Origin of the sequence: Lutibacter litoralis (assembly GCF_014646675.1) — a bacterium.
Classification (GTDB): domain Bacteria; phylum Bacteroidota; class Bacteroidia; order Flavobacteriales; family Flavobacteriaceae; genus Lutibacter; species Lutibacter litoralis.
Genome location: NZ_BMNS01000003.1, coordinates 407,455 through 427,719, shown reverse-complemented (window position 1 = coordinate 427,719; position 20,265 = coordinate 407,455). Strand labels below are relative to the sequence as shown.

Sequence of the window (20,265 nt, the reverse complement as noted above, 5' to 3'; positions counted from 1 at the left end):
ATTTATTCTTTTTTATTTTCAATAATTTTAATAATCTCTTTTAACTCTTCAATACTTATTTTTTCTTCTTTGGCAAAAAATGAAACCACATTCTTATAAGAATTTTCAAAATAATTATTAATTGCGTTAGAAAAATATTTTTTCCTATAGTCTTCTTTTGAAATATTGGGAGCGTACCTATGTGTGTTTCCAAAAGATTCGTGTTTAACAAAGCCTTTATCTTCCATTTTTCTAATTACCGTAGAAACTGTATTATAATGAGGTTTAGGCTTTGGTAATTCGGCAACCACATCCTTTACAAAGGCTTTCTCAAGCTTCCATAAAACATGCATAATTTCTTCTTCTTTGTTGGTGAGCTTTTCCATTTATGATTAATTTTAAATCAAATATAAACTATTTTTATAGTTACACAACTATAAAAGCAGTTAATTAACTAAAATTTAAGTTTTGAAATTTCTAGAACTTCATTTAATACGATTATAATTCTATTATATTTGCACAAATATTTTTTTATGAATTTACTGTTTATAGCAATTGGCTTGGTATTATTAATTTTAGGAGGAAATTGGCTGTTAAAATCGGCTGTAGGCTTTTCTTTAAGGTTGCAAATACCAAAAATTGTAATTGGTATGACAGTTGTTTCATTTGCTACTTCCGCACCAGAATTAATTGTAAGTATCAAATCTGCTTTAGATGGCCACGCGGATCTTGCGTTAGGAAATGTAATTGGTTCAAACATCGCAAATTTAGGATTAGTGCTAGCCATAACTATTTTAATTTCAACCATTAGCGTTGAAAAGAGTTTTTACAAAACCGATTGGCCAGTTATGATTATAGCATCATTCTTACTTTACGGCTTTATTGCTTTTGACGGTGTTTTGGTTAGGTATGAAGGTGTTATTTTATTCTCCATGCTAATTGTATTCCTAATATATTTATTAAGGTTTCAAAAAAAACCTGCGGTTGTTGATGAATTACCTGAAGATGATGTAGAATTACCGCTCTATAAAAATGTATTATTTTTAACAATTGGAGGTGTTGCTCTTTGGGGTGGATCAGAATTATTAATAGAAGGTGCTGTTGGAATGGCAACTAAATTTAATGTTAGCGAGCGAGTAATTGGAATTACAATTGTATCTATTGGAACAAGCATTCCAGAATTAGCCGCTTCTGTTATTGCAATATTAAAAAAGGAAAAAGCAATTTCTTTAGGAAATTTAATCGGATCTAATGTATTTAATATTTTAGCCGTTTTAGGACTAACTTCTATAATTACGCCAATTACAGTAAAGGATCAAGGATTATTAACCAGCGATATTTATTGGATGCTCGGGATTTCACTATTAATTTTCCCTTTAGTATTTGCACCTGTTAGAATGAAATTAAGTTGGAAAGAAGGTCTTATTTTAATTGCTCTATATGGTGGTTTTATTTATAAAATGATTGCCTAAATCTAGTTAAAATATAATATGAATTAGTTTCATGTTATGACAAATTTTTGTCAATTTCAAAAACATTGAACTCCTTTAGTTTCAATTATCGAAAAGAGATGCTATTTCTATGTATTAAAAAAACTTTGCTTTAATTACAACAACGTTTTTAATTGTTATTACACTAAAGCAAAGTTCTCTAACATAAATTCACTAGCAGTTTTAAAACTAACTGTGAATTATAAATAAAATATTAAAAATAGTATCGGAATTAAGATTCCTAATGCAGTATAGATCCCTCCTCTACCAGTAATTCCCTTTTTCCCTTTTACCATAAATAAGGAGGTAATTGCGAATACTATAAGAGCTCCTGCAAAAATATCTGAGAACCACATCCAAATTCTGTTTGGATTGTAATGAAGGTAATTTACCTCATAAAAAACAGGACGCTTTTTTAAATATTCTGCAAAGCCCTTTCCATTATGTACATTTACCATAATAGAAGAACCTCCTTTTAAAAATATTTTTAATTGATTATCGTTCCTATAATAGTGTTTTTTATAATTTTCTCGTTTATCTACTTCATCTAATAATTTTAACACATTCTCTTTTGTAGCATCACTTTTTTCTAAATTAATATTTGTAGAAAAATTATTTATTTCAACAGAATAATTAGGATTCCAATCACTCATATGATTTAATGCAATACCTGATAAGCCATAAATTAAAGTAGTCCCAATAAAAAAATAGCCAATATCTCTATGAAGTAATCTACTCCATTTTCGCAATTGTTTCATCTAGCAATATTTATTCTGAAATTACCGCTACTTCCTTGTGTGAAACATATTGTAAGGAATAATTAGAAATATGATCAATTCCTTCTTTCTTCATTTTATCTCTGTAATCTTGAAGGTGTTTCTTTTTGGCATTAAATTGTTCTTCGTTTGAAGCTCCTTCAGAGTGACTTTTAATGTTATCTTCTTCCATTTTAAGCAGATATGCTTCATCGATTCTTTCTTCAAGAACAACTCCAACTAATTTAATTTCACTTCCCATTAAAGCTTCGTCAAAGCGTTCGTCAGAAACCACATGAGCATCGCCTTCATCTGATACTAATAACACCTTTTTTCCACCATGTTTACATATATGGTCAACAATACCAACTACTTCAATTTCTTCACCTATAAACTCCCCTGCTTTTGTGTCAAATTCACCTAACGTCAACATTGGAGTTTCTATAACTTCCACAGTTTTTTCTTCAACTTGAGCTTCTACTTTTTTATCTGATTTACAAGAAAAAGTAAAGATACCAACTGCTAATACTAATAAAATTTTTTTCATTCTTATATTATTTTGAATTAATTGAAAGCATTTATAAAATGCCACTACTAATTTAAAATAGTTAAAATTTAAATAGTATGATTTAAATCAGTAAAGTTGAATTAACTATGTTACTTAAGTTGCCTTACAGTGCTAATTTACATAAAGTTAACTTATTGTAAAATAAAAAAAACCATCTTTATTTTACAAAAGATGGTTTTATAATTAATAAAATTTTCGATTATTTTTAATTACATAGCGGGTAAATCTCCGTCTCCTTTTGTTGGTAAATTACTATAACCCATTAAATATTCATCTACTTTTCTGGCAGCCTCTCTTCCTTCAGAAATGGCCCAAACTATTAAACTTTGCCCTCTACGCATGTCTCCTGCTGTAAATATATATGGAATATTAGTTTGGTAATCTTTGGTATTCGCTTTATAATTACTCCTAAAATCGGTTTCAATATCTAACTGTTCACTTAGGGTAGATTCAGGACCCGTAAAACCTAACGCAAGTAAAACCAGTTCGCAAGGCCATGTTTTTTCGGTACCTTCAATTTCTATTAATTCTGGTCGTTGACCCGGAACCATTTTCCATTCTACATTTACAGTTTTTAAAGCTGTTAATTCACCTTTTTCGTTTGTAATAAACTCTTTGGTATTAATGAGCCAGTTTCTATCGCAACCTTCTTTATGTGAGGATGAAGTTTTTAATTGTAAAGGCCAATATGGCCAAGGTGTAGAAGGACTTCTTTGACCTGGAGGTTTAGGCATAATTTCAAAATTTGTTACAGATTTTGCTCCGTGACGATTTGAAGTTCCAACGCAATCTGAACCTGTATCTCCACCTCCAATTACAATTACATTTTTATCAGTTGCTAACACTTGATCTTTTATTTTTTCTCCAAAAACAACTTTAGTTTGTTGGGTTAAAAAATCCATTGCTTGCACAACATCTTTATGATCTCCACCTTTAATTGGTAAACCTCTTTTTTGAGTAGCACCTCCACATAATACCACTGCATCAAATTTCTTTAAATCTTTAACATCATAATTTACTCCAACGTGAACATTGGTTTTAAATACTATACCTTCTTTTTTAAGAATGTCAATCCTTCTATCAATAATACCTTTTTCTAATTTAAAATTAGGAATACCATAACGTAATAAACCACCTATTTTATCATCTCTTTCAAAAACAGTTACGCTATGCCCAGCTCTGTTTAATTGTTGGGCAGCTGCTAAACCTGCTGGACCAGAACCAACAACAGCAATTTTTTTATCAGTCCTTTTACTTGGAATTTGAGGAAGTATCCAACCTTCCTTAAATGCTCTTTCTACAATACTTTTTTCAATATTTTCAATTGAAACAGGATCGTCAATTATACCTAACACACAAGCCTGCTCGCAGGGAGCTGGACATAATCTTCCTGTAAATTCAGGAAAATTATTTGTTGAATGCAATATCCATGAGGCTTTTTTCCATTCGCCCTGATGCACCATGTGGTTAAAATCTGGAATTAAATTCCCAAGCGGACAACCACTATGGCAAAATGGAATTCCGCAATCCATACATCTCGATCCTTGTTTTGTAATTTCAGCCTTGTTTAATGGTTGTGTAAACTCGCTATAATGAGTTACACGTTCTTTAACTGGCTTATATGTTTCGTCTTTTCTTTCGAATTCTTTAAATCCTGTTACTTTTCCCATATCTCTTATGCTGTTAATTCTTCAACCATTTGTTCTTCAGTCTCTAAACGTTTTAATGCACGTTTATATTCAATAGGCATAACTTTAACAAAATTGTTTAAGCTATTTGCCCAATTTTTTAATAATTCTTTACCTCTATTACTATTTGTGTATAGCACGTGTTTTTCAATTAATGCTTTTATCTCAGCAGCATCTTTATTTTCTATTTTCTCAAACTCTATAGTTTCAGTATTACACAAACCATTGGTAAATTTATTGTTTGGATCGTATACATAAGCAATACCTCCACTCATACCAGCAGCAAAATTTCTACCTGTACCACCTAACACTAAAACTTTACCTCCTGTCATATATTCACAACAATGATCTCCCACTCCTTCAACAACTGCAATTGCTCCAGAATTTCTAACTGCAAAACGTTCTCCTGCAATACCATTTATATAGGCTTCCCCTTTAACCGCTCCAAACAAACAAACGTTTCCTACTATAATGTTTTCTTCAGCAATAAAGTCAGCTTTTTCTGGTTTCTTAACAATCAGTTTTGCACCCGACAAGCCTTTTCCTAAATAATCATTTGTATTTCCATCAATAGTGAATGTTAATCCTGGTACACCAAAAGCTCCAAAACTTTGCCCCGCCGACCCTGTAAAGTTTATATTTAAAGTATCTTCTGGCAATCCTAAATGACCATAAATTTTAGATATTTCATTACTTACAATTGCACCAGTAGAACGATTTACATTTGTTATTGGATAATTCAATACAGTTTTCTCTTTTCTGTAAATTGCTCTATGCGAATCCTTTAATAGTTTAAAATCCAATACATTGTCCAATTCGTGATCTTGTTTTTCTATATTTCTTAAAGCCATTTTACCATAACCTATTGGTCTGTGCAAAATTGAAGATAAATCTAACCCTTTTGCTTTATAATGCTTAATTGCTTTATTTGAGTCAATTTTTTGAGTTTGACCAATCATTTCATCCATTGTTCTAAAACCAAGTTGTGCCATAATAGCTCTTAATTCTTCAGCTACGTAATAGAAGAAATTAATTACGTGTTCTGGTGTCCCTTTAAAGTTTTTTCGCAATTCTTTATCTTGAGTTGCAATACCGACAGGGCACGTATTTAAATGACATTTACGCATCATAATACAACCCGAAGCCACCAAGGGAGCAGTAGCAAAACCAAATTCTTCAGCACCTAACAGTGCCGCAATAGCAACATCTCTTCCTGTTTTTAACTGTCCATCACATTCTACAACAATTCTAGAACGTAAATCATTCATTACCAAAGTTTGTTGCGCTTCTGCTAACCCAAGTTCCCAAGGTAAACCTGCGTGTTTTAATGATGTAAGTGGAGATGCTCCAGTTCCACCATCGTAACCTGCAATTAAAACAACATCTGCTTTTGCTTTTGCAACTCCCGCAGCAATAGTCCCAACTCCAACTTCTGAAACTAATTTTACATTAATTCGAGCTTCTCTATTGGCATTCTTTAAATCAAAAATTAATTGTGCTAAATCTTCAATAGAATAAATATCATGATGCGGTGGAGGAGAAATTAAACCAACAAACGGCGTAGAATTTCTTGCTTCGGCAATCCAAGGCAATACTTTTTCTCCAGGTAATTGTCCGCCCTCTCCAGGTTTAGCTCCCTGAGCCATTTTAATTTGAATTTCTTCAGCATTTGTTAAATAATGTGATGTTACTCCAAAGCGACCCGAGGCTACTTGTTTAATAGCAGAATTTCTACTATCACCATTAATATCTTTTTGAAAACGTCTTCTGTCCTCGCCTCCTTCACCTGAATTGGATTTCCCTCCAATACGGTTCATCGCAATGGCAAGGTTTTCGTGTGCTTCTCTTGAAATTGATCCGTAGGACATTGCTCCAGTTTTAAAACGTTTTACAATATCAGTCCAAGGTTCAACTTCTTCAATTGGAATAGGATCGAAGTTATTAAACTCGAATAAACCTCTAATTGTCATTAAATGTTCAGCTTGTTCGTTTACTGTTTTAGCATACACATTATAACTATCTTGGTCACTTAGTCGAACAGCTTGTTGCAATTTAGCAACAGTTGTTGGATTAAACATATGTCTTTCTCCTCCTCGTCTCCAACGGTAATGACCTCCTATATTTAAGCCTAATCTGTTTTTTATTAATGTTTTAGGATATGCATAATTATAACGTGCCGAAATTTCTTTCTCAATTTCATACAATCCAACACCTTCGATTCTTGAAGCAGTAAATGGAAAATATTTTTCAACAAATTTAGAATTGAAACCAACAATTTCAAAAATTTGAGAACCTCTATATGAATGTAAGGTAGAAATTCCAATTTTGTTCATTATTTTTAACAAACCTGTTCCAATTGCTTTATTGAAATTATCAACGGCTTTTTGTTCATCCATTCCAGTTATAAAACCATCTTTTACTTGTAAACGAATAATTTCATTCACCATATATGGATTAATAGCACTTGCGCCATAACCAAATAATGTTGCAAATTGATGTGGTTCACGAGGTTCGGCAGATTCTATAACAATATCAAAATAAGAACGTTTACGCAGCCTATTTAATTCGTGATGTACAAAAGAACAAGCCAGTAACGCTGGAATAGGAGCCATTTCTTCATTTGCACCTCTATCAGATAAAATAATAATATTATTTCTAGTATCTACTGCTTTTGAAACTTCCTTTATAATATCTTCTAAAGCATCTTCTAAACCATTAACACCTTTGTCTTTTTGGTATAACATTGCAATGGTAATAGCTTTAAAATCTCTACCAATTTTAATATTTCTTATTTTTTCTAAATCGTTGTTAGAAATAACGGGATTTTGAATCCTCAATTTTTTACATTGTCGTTTTGTAATACTGAAAATATTTCTGTCCTTCCCCAAAGCAAGACTGATATCTGTAACAATTTCTTCTCGAATTCCATCTAAAGGCGGATTGGTTACTTGAGCGAATAATTGCTTAAAATAATTAGAAATAAGTTGTGGTCTGTCTGATAAAACAGCTAAAGGTGTATCAATTCCCATTGACCCTAAAGCCTCTTTACCGTTTTGAGCCATTGGTGTAATTACCTCTTGAATGTCTTCAATAGTATAATTGTATAAACGAGAACGTGTTTTTATGTCTAAGGTTTCTATTGGACAGTCTTCATTCGTATTAGGAACATCTTTTAAGTCAATTCTTGTTTCGTCTAACCATTCTTTGTAAGGCCTCTCCAAAACAATTTTTGCTTTAATTTCTTCATCATTAATAATTCTTCCCTCATTCATATCTACCAGAAACATTTTTCCTGGCTCTAATCTCCCATGCTTTTCAATATCTTCCGGAGCTATGTCCACAACTCCAATTTCAGAAGACATAATTAGCTTTCCACTTTTTGTTACAGTATATCTAGAAGGTCTTAATCCATTTCTATCTAATAACGCCCCAATATAATCTCCATCCGTAAATGGCACCGAGGCTGGGCCATCCCATGGTTCCATTAAACAAGCATTGTATTCGTAAAAAGCTTTACGTTCTTCTGACATTGTTTGGTGTTTTTCCCAAGCTTCAGGAATCAACATCATCATAACTTCTGGCAAAGATCTTCCGCTTAAAGTAAGCAATTCAACAACCATATCCATAGAAGCTGAATCCGATTTCCCAGGTAAAATAATTGGAAATAATTTATCTATATCGTCTCCAAAGAGTTTACTCCTCATAATTTCTTCTCGCACGCGCATTCTACTAACATTACCTCGTAACGTATTAATTTCTCCATTCTGACACATAAATCTAAAAGGTTGTGCTAACTCCCAAGAAGGCATTGTGTTTGTAGAAAAACGTTGGTGTACAAGCGCTAATCTAGTTACTAAATCTGGCTGCTGTAAATCGATATAATAAGGCCCAATATCTTCGGGCATAATTATACCTTTATATATTAAGGTAGTATTGGATAAACTTGAAACATAAAAATAAGAGGCTTCAGACATTTTAGAAGCTGCAATTGTATGTTCAGCAATTTTACGAGCAGCATACAACTTTGCCTTAAAATTAAGTTCTTTTAAAGTAGCCGTTTTACCTATAAAAACTTGTTCTATAATTGGCTCAGAATTTAAAGCAATTTCACCAAGTTGAGAAGAATCAACAGGCACTCTTCTCCATCCTAATATTATTAATCCTTGGTTTTTAAGTTCTTGTTCAAATGTTTCTTTGCAAAATCTATATTGATTTTTATTTTTAGGAAAAAACACCATTCCAACAGCATAACCTCTCTGATTAGGCAATTCAAAATCACAAACTCTTTGAAAATATTTATGTGGTATATCAATCAACAAGCCAGCACCATCTCCAGTTTTTCCATCTGAGCTAACTCCTCCACGATGTTCGAGTTTAACTAAAATCTCAAGAGCATCATGTATAATTTGATTTGTTTTTTGTCCTTTTAAGTTACAAATGAAACCAGCTCCACAGTTCTCATGTTCAAATTCTGGCAAGTATAATCCTTGTTTTATCATATAAAAAATTATTATTATCGAATAGTTACAAAAATAGAGAAAAAACCTCTTTGTACACTTTATAACTACGAAAACGTTGTAATTATCATAATAAAACAAATCAAACGTTAAAAATAATTAAAACCGCTTTTTAAGCTTTAAATTTTAATAAATTGTTAAGTAGGTTTTACTTTAAAATGAAGTACATTTTATAAAAAAGTCAGATTTCTATCTTTTGCTTCCTTTAATTTCGAAAAAGATATATGTATTAAATCATAAATAATAACGCTAAAAAGGTATATTTATGCAAAATTAATATATATGAACATTGAATTCTGTCCAAATTGCGGTTCTAACAACTATGTTAAGAGTGGAATAGTAAAAGAAAGACAACGTTATAAGTGTAAAAAATGCAATTATTATTTTACCGTAAATAAGATTGGAAAGCAAATAGACTCTTATTATGTTAATAAAGCTTTACAATTATATCTAGAAGGATTAAGTTATAGAGAAATTGAGAGAATTTTAGGAATTTCACATGTAAGTATTATTAATTGGGTAAAAAAATATAATATTAAACGCCCTTATAGTTTTGAATATCATTCTACTTACAAAATTCTAAACGCTCAAGAATTAGCAAAATACTTTTCTGAAAATAAAAATTTAATTGGCGCTGGGGTCATTGTTACCGAGTTAGGTGACAAATATATGTTAATAAGATGGGAGCGCTTTAAAGATTAGCTATACCTATTAACATAAATATATATGTAATTTTATTTAAAATCTATTTCTTTTCATATTGTAAGGGTTAAAAATTATTTTTTTAATACACAAAATAAATTAACCAAACTTATATTTATGAAAAAACAACTATTGGTCTTGTTAATAGCATCAATTGCATTAACAAACTTAGGTTACAGTCAGTCTGATGAGACAGACAAAAAATTTGGAATTAATTGGAGCGGTTTTGTAAAGGCAGATTTTATGTTTGACACACGTCAAACTGTAAACGCTAGAGAAGGTCACTTTAATATTTTACCAGCAGCTGAGAATCTTGTTGGAGGCGAAGATTTAAACGATCAATCCAATTTCAACATTCTTGCAATCCAATCTAGATTAAAAGGAGCAATTAGTGGTCCTGATTTTTTTGGAATGAAAACTTCTGGAGTTTTAGAAGCAGCATTTTTCGGAAACTCTGATGGAACAACTGGAGAATTAAGATTAAGGCATGCATTTATTCAATTATCAAATGATAAGGTTGATATTATAATGGGTCAGTATTGGCATCCAATGTTTGTAACGGCAGTTTTCCCTGGCGTTTATTCTTTTAATACTGGTGTACCCTTTCAGCCGTTTTCAAGAAATCCACAACTTCGTATTACTACAAAAGGAAGTGTAAAATTTATAGGAGTACTTTTTACTGAAAGAGATTTTAAAACAAGAGGTGCAAGCGTTAGTCAATCTGGAATACCACAATTACACGCACAATTACAATTTGGTGAAGCAAATACAACCTTGGGAGGTTTAGGTTTCAATTTAAAATCTAGCAGACCTGCTCTAGGCGAGGACAATTTAACAAGTACTGCTTTTATTGGATATTTTAGAACAAAATTAGGTGAAGCAACTTGGAAAGCAGAAGCAACTTATGGTCAAAATATGACCGATATTCTTCAAATAGGAGGTTTTGCAATAGATGGAAGTGGTGATTTTGTGAATAATGAAACCTTATCTATGTGGACAGAGTTTAGCGGAGATTTTTCTGAAACAATGGAATGGGGCTTGTTTGGTGGTTATGCTGCAAATGGAGGTTTTGGCGAATCAATAACCTATGTTGATGGTTTTTTAGGTACTGTTGAGAGCGCTTTTAGAGTTTCACCTAGAATTGGCTGGAAATCTGGAAGTTTAAAAATAGGTTTAGAAGGCGAATTTACAAATGCACAATACGGATCCATTGCCACAAATGGAGACATTACTTCTACATCAGATTCAGTAAATAACTTTAGATTACTAACAACAGCAATTTATAAATTTTAATACTAACAATTATGTCAAAAAAAGATATGAAAGCATATTGGAAAGAAAACCTTGGATATTTAGCAATCTTACTAAGTATATGGTTTTTAGTTTCTTATGTGTTCGGAATTTTATTAGTGGATCAGTTAAACTCCATAAAAATGGGTGGATTTAAACTAGGTTTTTGGTTTGCACAACAAGGTTCAATGTACGTGTTTGTTATCTTAATATTCGTCTATGTAAAATTGATGAATAAGCTAGATAAAAAATATGGAGTTGACGAATAATTAATCTTTAAATAAAAAATTAAATCATGGGAATATTAACTTGGACATGGATACTTGTTGGAATAACTTTTGCGCTTTATATTGGAATTGCAATTTGGGCCAGAGCAGGATCTTCAAAAGAATTTTACGTAGCAGGAGGTGGAGTTCCTCCAATTATGAATGGAATGGCTACAGCGGCAGATTGGATGTCTGCGGCATCATTTATCTCATTAGCAGGTATTGTATCTTTTACAGGATATGATGGTTCAGTATACCTTATGGGTTGGACTGGTGGTTATGTGCTTTTAGCACTTTTACTAGCACCTTACTTAAGGAAATTTGGAAAATTTACAGTGCCCGATTTTATTGGCGATAGATATTACTCGAATACTGCTCGTGTAGTAGCCGTAATTGCTGCTTTAATTGTTTCGTTTACATATGTTGCTGGCCAAATGCGTGGTGTAGGAATTGTGTTTTCAAGATACCTTGAAGTTGATATTAATACGGGCGTGTATATTGGTATGGCAATTGTTTTGTTTTATGCTGTTTTAGGTGGAATGAAAGGAATTACCTATACACAAGTTGCACAATATTGTGTCTTAATTTTTGCATTTATGGTACCTGCCATATTTATATCTTTTCAAATGACAGGAAACCCAATTCCGCAATTAGGTTTTGGAAGTGCTGGTGAAGATGGCATATATTTATTAGATAAATTAGATGGTCTATCCACCCAACTTGGCTTTAATGAATATACTTCTGGAAATAAAAGTATGATCGACGTATTTGCTATTACAGTAGCATTAATGGTAGGAACCGCTGGTTTACCGCACGTAATTGTTAGATTCTTTACAGTACCTAGGGTAAAAGACGCACGTGTTTCTGCAGGTTGGGCACTATTATTTATTGCGATTTTATATACAACTGTTCCTGCAGTAGCTGTTTTTGCAAGAACAAAACTTATTGAAACAGTAAGTAATGCGGAATATGCAGAATTACCTGAATGGTTTGGAAATTGGGAGAAAACAGGCTTAATAAAGTTTGAAGATAAAAATGCAGATGGCGTTGTACAATATGTTGCAGATAAATCTGTAAACGAACTAACAATTGACCGAGATATTATGGTGTTAGCAAATCCAGAAATTGCACAATTACCAAACTGGGTAATTGCATTAGTAGGTGCTGGTGGATTAGCCGCTGCATTATCTACAGCAGCAGGACTTTTATTAGTAATTGCTTCCTCAATATCACACGATTTATTTAAGAAAATTATAAAACCAGATATTTCTGAAAAAGGCGAATTGATTGCCGCGCGTTTAAGTGCTTTTGTTGCAGTTTTAATTGCAGGTTATTTTGGTATTAATCCGCCGGGATTTGTCGCCGCAGTGGTTGCTTTAGCCTTTGGCTTGGCAGCAGCATCATTCTTCCCAGCAATTTTATTAGGTATTTTTGACAAACGCATGAACAAAGAAGGGGCAATTTCAGGAATGATAGTTGGTTTAAGTTTAATGTTCTTTTATATGGCAAAATACAAATTAGGATGGATTGGTGAAATGCCAGATTCAAGCGAATGGTGGTTTGGAATTTCTCCAGAAGGATTTGGAACAGTTGCAATGATTGTTAACTTTATTATTTCAATTGTAGTTTCCAGGTTTACACCTGCACCTCCTCAACATGTACAAGATATAGTTGAAGATATTAGAATTCCTTCGGGCGCTGGTGAAGCTAGTGACCATTAGTTAGTAATTAGTAAAAAAGCAGCATTTTTATTGTAATGCTGCTTTTTATTATATTTAACTAATTAAATTTTTTGAATGAAAAAAAGACACCAACAAAAACTCATAGTATTAACTATCTTATTACTTAGCTTATTCAACATTCCTATAATTTTGTTGTTTGATGCTGAGATTTCTGTTTTTGGGTTTCCCTTGATATACTTTTATATTTTTGTTGTTTGGATTTTGGCAATTATAATCTCTCATATTATTTTAAAACGTTTTTATGAGTAATTTTTTAGTCATATCTATTATAATAATTTATTTAGCCGTAATTTTTTATGTGGCTTATTGGGCAGAAAAAAATTCAAAAAGTGGCTGGGTAAATAATCCTTACGTTTACACATTATCATTAGCTGTTTATTGTACAGCGTGGACTTATTATGGTAGTGTTGGTTTAGCTGCAACTTCTGGAATTAAATTTTTAGCAATTTATGTTGGTCCAGTTATAATTATACCAACTTGGATGTTATTAATGAAAAAAATCATTCGTATTTCAAAAGGAAATAAAATTTCTTCTTTGGCTGATTTTATTTCATTAAGATATGGAAACGATCGTTTTTTAGGGGCACTTGTAACATTGGTTTGCGTGCTGGCAATTGTTCCTTACATTTCATTACAATTAAAAGCAATCTCAGAAACGTTTAATGTAATTACAAATCATACTATTGTAGTAAATTCAATAATAAAAGACACTACATTCTACATTGCAATCTTATTGGCAGTTTTTGCAGCATTTTTTGGCACACAACATACCGATGCTTCCGAAAGACATAAAGGAATTATTACAGCCGTTGCACTAGAATCTATTATTAAATTACTGTTTTTTGTTATTATAGGTGTTTATGTAACTTTTTACCTATTCAATGGCCCAGGTGATATTTATCAGCAGGCTTCAACTTTGCCAAATTTTAAAGAACAGCAAAGTCTAAATGGCTTAGAAGGTGGATTTAATTGGTTTCTTTTAAGTATTGTATCTATGATTGCTATTATGCTGTTACCAAGGCAGTTTCAAGTATCTGTAGTTGAAAATGAACGTGAAAAATATCTAAAAAAAGCAACTTGGTTATTCCCATTATATCTATTATTATTCAATGTGTTTGTAATTTTTATCGCTTGGGGAGGAAATATTATATTTCAAAATCAACAAGTTGAGGCCGATTTATTTACACTTATGTTACCGTTACAACAAGGCAATGATTTTTTAGCCATTCTAGTGTTTTTAGGAGGTTTTTCAGCTGCAATTTCTATGGTAGTCATTTCTACATTAGCATTATCAACAATGTTAAGTAACAATTTAATAATTCCTTACGGTTTTTTAAGTAAATTTAGTAAAGGTGAGTCTGAGAAAAACACAGAATCTATTAAAAATATTAGAAGAATATCTATATTTTCATTAATTATTGTAGCTTATTTTTTCTATAAGTTTTTTACATTAGACCGTTCTTTAGTTTCAATTGGGTTAATTTCATTTGTATTAATTGCACAATTGGCACCTTCCTTCTTTGGAGGACTTTTTTGGAGAAGAGGATCGGCTATAGGTGCAAAATTTGGAATTTTAGTCGGATTTTTAGTCACAGTTTATACATTAGTAATTCCTTTTACAATTGATTCACAGGAAATTGCATCTTCTTTTGTTTCTGATGGTCTTTTTGGGTTTAGCTTTTTAAAACCTTATAACCTATTTGGAATGCAAATTTTTGAACCTGTTCCACACGCATTTTTTTGGAGTATTTTTTTTAATGTTATAACCTATTCACTTTTATCTGTAAATATTATTGGAAGTTCTAGAGAGCGTAATTTTGCAGAAATGTTTGTTGACAGCAGTAAATATGCTTCCTTATACGAAAATGCTTTTGTTTGGAAAGGAGAAGCTTATGTAAAAGATATTAGAAAAGTATTAACCAGATTCTTAGGCGATAAACGTACTGAACGCGCTTTAAATTTGTTTTATATGAAGTATAATATCAATAAAAAAGATCAATTTGCAGATGCTCGTTTAGTAAATTTCTCAGAAAAATTATTGACAGGAAGTATTGGAAGTGCCTCTGCAAGAATTTTAATTTCTTCTGTTGTTAAAGAAGAAGAAATTAGTCTCCAAGAAGTATTGAAAATTTTAGATGAAACGCAAAAAGCAAAAGAATCTAATAAGGCACTAAAAGAAAAAGATAAACAAAAAGATGAGTTTTTAGATACTGTTGCACATGAACTAAAAACACCTATTACATCTATTAGAGCATTGTCTGAAATACTGTTGGATGATGCTAAAATTGACCATGAAGTTAAAAATAAATTTTTAACAAGTATTTTAAGTGAAAGCGAACGCGTTAGCAGGCTTATAAATAATATTTTAGATTTAGAAAAGTTAGCTACTGGTAAAGAAAAATTAGAGTTAAAAGAAAACTCTATACAAGAAACTATTTCAAAATCAATTAACTCTGTACAACAATTAGCGATAAAAAAGCAGGTTAAAATTAATATTGAAGGAATAAACGACGCTAACTTAATTTACGATGAAGATAGAATTCAACAAGTAATTATAAACTTACTATCTAATGCAATAAAATTTTCTAATGAAGAGGTTGGAAGTGTCTCAGTATATACCTTTCAAAATGAAAACAACATTGAAATTTCTGTAGAAGATAATGGAAAAGGAATTTCAAAAGATGAATTAGGCTCAATTTTTAATAAATTTTATCAATCAAAAAATCAAACCATATTAAAACCAGTTGGAAGTGGTTTGGGTTTGGCAATTAGCAAACAAATAATTGAGAGTCATAATGGAAAAATTTGGGCCGAAAATATTAGACCAACTGGAGCAAGATTAACATTTATTTTACCATTAAACAACAAGTAACATGAAAAAGATACTAATTGTAGACGATGAACCCAATATTGTAATGTCTTTGGAATATATTTTCAAAAAAGAAAATTTTGAAGTATTTATTGCTAGAGATGGTTCTGAAGCCATTGAAATTGCTGAAGATAATCTTCCTGATATTATTTTGTTAGATATAATGATGCCAAATGTTGATGGTTATCAAGTATTAAAACATTTAAAAAAAAATCCTAAATTAGATAATATAAAGGTGCTGTTTTTATCTGCTAAGAATAAAGTTTCTGATATAGAGTTAGGCTTACAATTAGGAGCAGATAAATACATTTCCAAACCCTTTTCAACTAAAAAATTAGTAAAAGAAGTAAAAGAGTTATTAAAATAAAAAAGATATTCAACTAAAAAAATAAAAATATGAGTTATCAAGAACACTACAAAAGCAGTATCGAAAACCCAGAAAATTTTTGGAAAGAACAAGCTAAAAATCTAAAATGGTATAAAAAACCATCAACTATTTTATCTAAAGATGAGAATGGATTTGACCGTTGGTTTGCAGACGGAGAATTAAACATGTGTTATTTAGCTGTTGATAAACACGTAGAAGATGGTTTTGGAGAGCAAGCTGCTATTATTTATGAATCACCTGTAACACAACAAAAAGTAACATATACATACAACGAAGTAAAAAATAAAGTAGCCCGTTTGGCTGGTGGATTGCGAGATTTGGGTGTTAAAAAAGGAGATACCGTTATTATCTATATGCCAATGATTCCGCACGCTGCATTTAGTATGTTAGCTTGTTCCCGAATTGGAGCTATCCACTCGGTAGTTTTTGGAGGTTTTGCGCCACATGAATTGGCAATTAGAATAGACGATTGTAAACCAAAAGCAATTATTACCGCAACATCTGGAATGGAAGTTGACCGCTTAATTGAATACAAACCAATGGTTGATAAAGCAATTAAACTTGCTAAACATAAACCAGAAAAGGTAATTGTATATCAACGTAATTTAGGAGCGGTAAATCCAAAAACAGAACGTTATATCAGCTATAAAAAATTAGAAAAAAACTCAGAACCTGCAGCTTGTGTTGCTATGAAAGCAACAGATCCACTTTATATTTTGTATACATCAGGCACAACGGGAAAACCAAAAGGTATTTTACGTGATACCGGAGGTTATGCAACAGCTTTAAAATATTCTATGAAAAATATTTATGGTGTTGAAGAAGGAGATACTTTTTGGGCAGCATCTGATGTTGGTTGGGTTGTTGGGCACAGTTATATTGTGTATGGACCATTATTAAATAGGAACACAACCATTGTTTTTGAAGGAAAACCAATTAGAACTCCAGACGCAAGCACATTCTGGAGAATAATTAGCGAAAATAATGTAAAAGTTATGTTCACTGCGCCAACTGCAATTAGAGCTATAAAAAAAGAAGATCCAGACGGTGAATTCATGCAACAATACGATTTAAGTTGTTTGAAATATCAATTTTTAGCTGGTGAACGTTGCGATGTTGCAACTTTAAAATGGTTGGAAGAAAAATTACAAATTCCTGTAATTGACCACTGGTGGCAAACTGAATCTGGTTGGCCAATGCTAGCTAATTCTATGGGAATAGAAGCGTTACCAATTAAACCAGGATCTGCAACAAAACCCGTTGCAGGATATAATATTCAAATTTTAAATGCAGAAGGAGAACAAGTTGATGCAAATTCTGAAGGTTTTGTAGCTGTGAAATTACCACTACCTCCAGGGAACTTATTAAATATTTGGGGCAATACAGACCGTTTTATAGATGGATATTTAACAAAGTTTCCAGGTTATTATTTTTCTGGAGATGGAGGTTATACAGATGATGATGGATACGTTTACATTACTGGACGTGTAGATGATGTAATTAATGTTGCGGGTCATAGGTTGTCAACTGCAGAAATGGAAGAAATAGTTGCCTCTAACTCTTCAGTAGCAGAATGTGCTGTTTTTGGGATTGAAAACGACTTAAAAGGACAAGTTCCTTTAGCGTTAGTTGTACTAAAATCAGGCGATTATGTTTCCAATTTCGAATTGGAATATAATATTGTACAAGAAGTTAGAAAGCAAATTGGTCCTGTTGCTTCATTAAAAAAAGTATTGATAGTTAAGCGTTTACCAAAAACACGTTCAGGTAAAATCCTTAGAAAATTATTGAGAAATATTGCGGATGGAGTTGAGTTTACAATTCCTTCAACAATTGATGATCCTGAAATAGTTACTGAAATTACCCACGACTTCAAACTTCATAAAATAGGAATTTATGAGCACGCTACCGAAGAAGAAAAAGAAACTTTAGATGATTTACAAGTTGATTCTTTTATTAAATATTATAAATCTTACCAACATAGTGTTAATGATCCTGAAGGATTCTGGGCACAAATTGCAGAAACGTTTACATGGCGTAAAAAATGGGATAAAATTGTAGAATACGATTGGGACAAACCAAAATTTGAATGGTTTAAAGGTGCAAAACTTAATATTACTGAAAACTGTTTAGATCGTCATTTAGAAAAAAGAGGAAATGACCCAGCAATTATTTGGGAACCTAATAGTCCAACAGAACCAAATAGAATTTTAACCTATACAGAATTACATTCAGAAGTGAGTCGTTTTGCCAATGTACTTAAAAACAACAATGTTACAAAAGGCGATAGAGTTTGTATTTATATGCCAATGGTTCCAGAATTGGCAATTGCAGTATTGGCTTGTGCTAGAATTGGAGCTGTGCATTCGGTAGTTTTTGCAGGATTTTCGGCAGTAGCACTTTCAACAAGAATTAATGATTCAGAATGTAAAATGCTATTAACTACAGATGGCGTAAATAGAGGCGCGAAAGCAGTTGATTTAAAAATTATTGCAGACGAAGCTCTAGAAACCTGTCCAACTATTGAAACTTCAATTGTGTTGAATAGACTTAATTCTAAAGTAGTTATGAAAGAAGGAAGGGATGTTTGGTGGCATGATGAAATAGCAAAAGTAAATGATATTTGTCCTGCTGAGGAAATGGATGCTGAAGATATGTTATTTATCCTATACACCTCTGGATCAACAGGAAAACCAAAAGGAATGGTACATTCGTGTGCTGGATATATGGTTCATACTGCTTATAGTTTTAAAAATGTATTCCAATACCAACATGGTGATGTTTATTTCTGTACTGCAGATATCGGTTGGATTACTGGACATTCATATATTGTTTATGGACCATTAGCAGCTGGTGCAACAACATTAATGTTTGAAGGAGTTCCATCATACCCAGATTACAGTCGTTTTTGGCAAATTGTTGAAAAATATAAAGTAAATCAATTCTATACAGCACCAACTGCAATTAGAGCGTTAGCGGCACAAGGAAATGAATTAACCGAACAAAACGATATTAGTTCCATAAAAGTTTTAGGAACTGTAGGAGAGCCAATTAATGAGGAGGCTTGGCACTGGTACGATGAAAAAATTGGAAAGCAAAGATCTCCAATTGTAGATACTTGGTGGCAAACAGAAACAGGTGGAATTATGATTTCTCCAATGGCAGGTGTTACTCCTACCAAACCAACATTTGCAACAAGACCATTGCCTGGAATTCAACCTTGTATTTTAGATGATAACGGTAATGAAGTAAATACAAATCCTGCAGAAGGTAAATTGTGTATTAAATATCCTTGGCCTTCTATTGCTCGAACTATTTATGGAGATCACAAACGCTATAAAGAAACTTATTTTACAGCATTTAAAGACAAATATTTTACAGGAGATGGTTCATTTAGAGATTTGGAAGGAAATTATAGAATAACTGGTAGGGTTGACGATGTTGTAATAGTTTCTGGACATAATTTAGGCACTGCACCAATTGAAAATGTAATAAATGAACATTCAAATGTTGTAGAGTCTGCCATTGTTGGATATCCACATGATATTAAAGGAAATGCCTTGTATGCTTATGTAATTGTATATGAAACTCCAGAAAACGATGATTTCTTACGTCATGAAATCAACGATTTAATACGAAGAACTATTGGACCAATTGCAAAATTAGATAAAATTCAATTTGTTCCTGGCTTGCCAAAAACACGATCTGGAAAAATTATGCGTAGAATCTTAAGAAAAATTGCAGAGAACGAAACTTCTAATTTAGGTGATATTTCAACATTATTAAATCCAGATGTTGTAGCTGCTATTATGGAAGGTTCTTTGGTTAAATAATTTTAAAATCAATAAAAAAATTCTTTTTATTGCTAACATTTCTGATTGCTTCATTTTATTTAGAACGACAATTTAAAAAGTACTAATAAAAATGAAGCAATCTTTTTTCTTTAATTAAAAAATGACTTCACTCCTATGTTAAAGTTTATCAGAAAAGTAATTATTTAAATTATTCTGC

General features: G+C 31.9%; 13 protein-coding genes. 8 read left to right on the top strand and 5 right to left on the bottom strand.

Annotated elements, in window-relative coordinates:
• Positions 1 to 2 precede the first annotated feature (2 nt).
• Complete coding sequence (locus IEW75_RS06690; RefSeq protein ID WP_134247954.1) at positions 3 to 365, bottom strand: BlaI/MecI/CopY family transcriptional regulator; 363 nt, start codon at positions 363 to 365, stop codon at positions 3 to 5.
• Positions 366 to 512: 147 nt separating this feature from the next.
• On the opposite strand from IEW75_RS06690, the gene IEW75_RS06685 reads away from it, so the two are divergent.
• Positions 513 to 1,451 carry a calcium/sodium antiporter gene (locus tag IEW75_RS06685; RefSeq protein WP_134247953.1) on the top strand — a complete coding sequence of 313 codons (939 nt, stop codon included), beginning with the start codon at positions 513 to 515 and terminating at the stop codon, positions 1,449 to 1,451.
• Positions 1,452 to 1,669: 218 nt separating this feature from the next.
• Here IEW75_RS06685 and IEW75_RS06680 read toward each other — a convergent pair whose 3' ends face one another.
• The 4 genes from IEW75_RS06680 to gltB all read right to left on the bottom strand — a co-directional run bounded on the left by IEW75_RS06680 (position 1,670) and on the right by gltB (position 8,979).
• Entirely contained in the window at positions 1,670 to 2,227 is a 558-nt protein-coding gene (locus IEW75_RS06680; RefSeq protein WP_134247952.1) for a PepSY-associated TM helix domain-containing protein, read from the bottom strand.
• A 10-nt stretch (positions 2,228 to 2,237) separates the two neighbouring features.
• A complete protein-coding gene (locus tag IEW75_RS06675; protein ID WP_134247951.1) occupies positions 2,238 to 2,771 on the bottom strand; it encodes a hypothetical protein in 534 nt (177 codons plus the stop codon).
• A gap of 230 nt (positions 2,772 to 3,001) precedes the next feature.
• The gene (locus IEW75_RS06670; RefSeq protein ID WP_134247950.1) at positions 3,002 to 4,462 is read right to left on the bottom strand and encodes a glutamate synthase subunit beta; all 1,461 of its coding nucleotides are present in this window, start codon (positions 4,460 to 4,462) and stop codon (positions 3,002 to 3,004) included.
• Positions 4,463 to 4,467: 5 nt separating this feature from the next.
• A complete protein-coding gene (gene gltB, locus IEW75_RS06665; RefSeq protein ID WP_134247949.1) occupies positions 4,468 to 8,979 on the bottom strand; it encodes a glutamate synthase large subunit in 4,512 nt (1,503 codons plus the stop codon).
• Positions 8,980 to 9,279: 300 nt separating this feature from the next.
• On the opposite strand from gltB, the gene IEW75_RS06660 reads away from it, so the two are divergent.
• From IEW75_RS06660 to acs, 7 genes are all read left to right on the top strand, one after another.
• The gene (locus tag IEW75_RS06660) at positions 9,280 to 9,699 is read left to right on the top strand and encodes an IS1/IS1595 family N-terminal zinc-binding domain-containing protein (RefSeq protein ID WP_134247948.1); all 420 of its coding nucleotides are present in this window, start codon (positions 9,280 to 9,282) and stop codon (positions 9,697 to 9,699) included.
• Between the two features lie 117 nt (positions 9,700 to 9,816).
• A complete protein-coding gene (locus tag IEW75_RS06655) occupies positions 9,817 to 10,992 on the top strand; it encodes a DcaP family trimeric outer membrane transporter (protein ID WP_134247947.1) in 1,176 nt (391 codons plus the stop codon).
• Between the two features lie 11 nt (positions 10,993 to 11,003).
• Positions 11,004 to 11,258: a DUF4212 domain-containing protein gene (locus IEW75_RS06650; protein ID WP_134247946.1), complete on the top strand. Its 255-nt coding sequence runs from the start codon at positions 11,004 to 11,006 to the stop codon at positions 11,256 to 11,258.
• A 26-nt stretch (positions 11,259 to 11,284) separates the two neighbouring features.
• Positions 11,285 to 12,976, top strand: a complete 1,692-nt coding sequence (locus IEW75_RS06645) for a sodium:solute symporter family protein (RefSeq protein WP_134247945.1) — start codon at positions 11,285 to 11,287, stop codon at positions 12,974 to 12,976.
• 262 nt (positions 12,977 to 13,238) lie between these two features.
• Positions 13,239 to 15,869, top strand: a complete 2,631-nt coding sequence (locus IEW75_RS06640; RefSeq protein WP_134247943.1) for a sensor histidine kinase — start codon at positions 13,239 to 13,241, stop codon at positions 15,867 to 15,869.
• A gap of 1 nt (position 15,870) precedes the next feature.
• Entirely contained in the window at positions 15,871 to 16,233 is a 363-nt protein-coding gene (locus tag IEW75_RS06635) for a response regulator transcription factor (RefSeq protein WP_134247942.1), read from the top strand.
• A 29-nt stretch (positions 16,234 to 16,262) separates the two neighbouring features.
• Positions 16,263 to 20,087, top strand: coding sequence for an acetate--CoA ligase (gene acs / locus IEW75_RS06630; protein ID WP_134247941.1), 3,825 nt, complete (start codon positions 16,263 to 16,265; stop codon positions 20,085 to 20,087).
• Positions 20,088 to 20,265 lie beyond the last annotated feature (178 nt).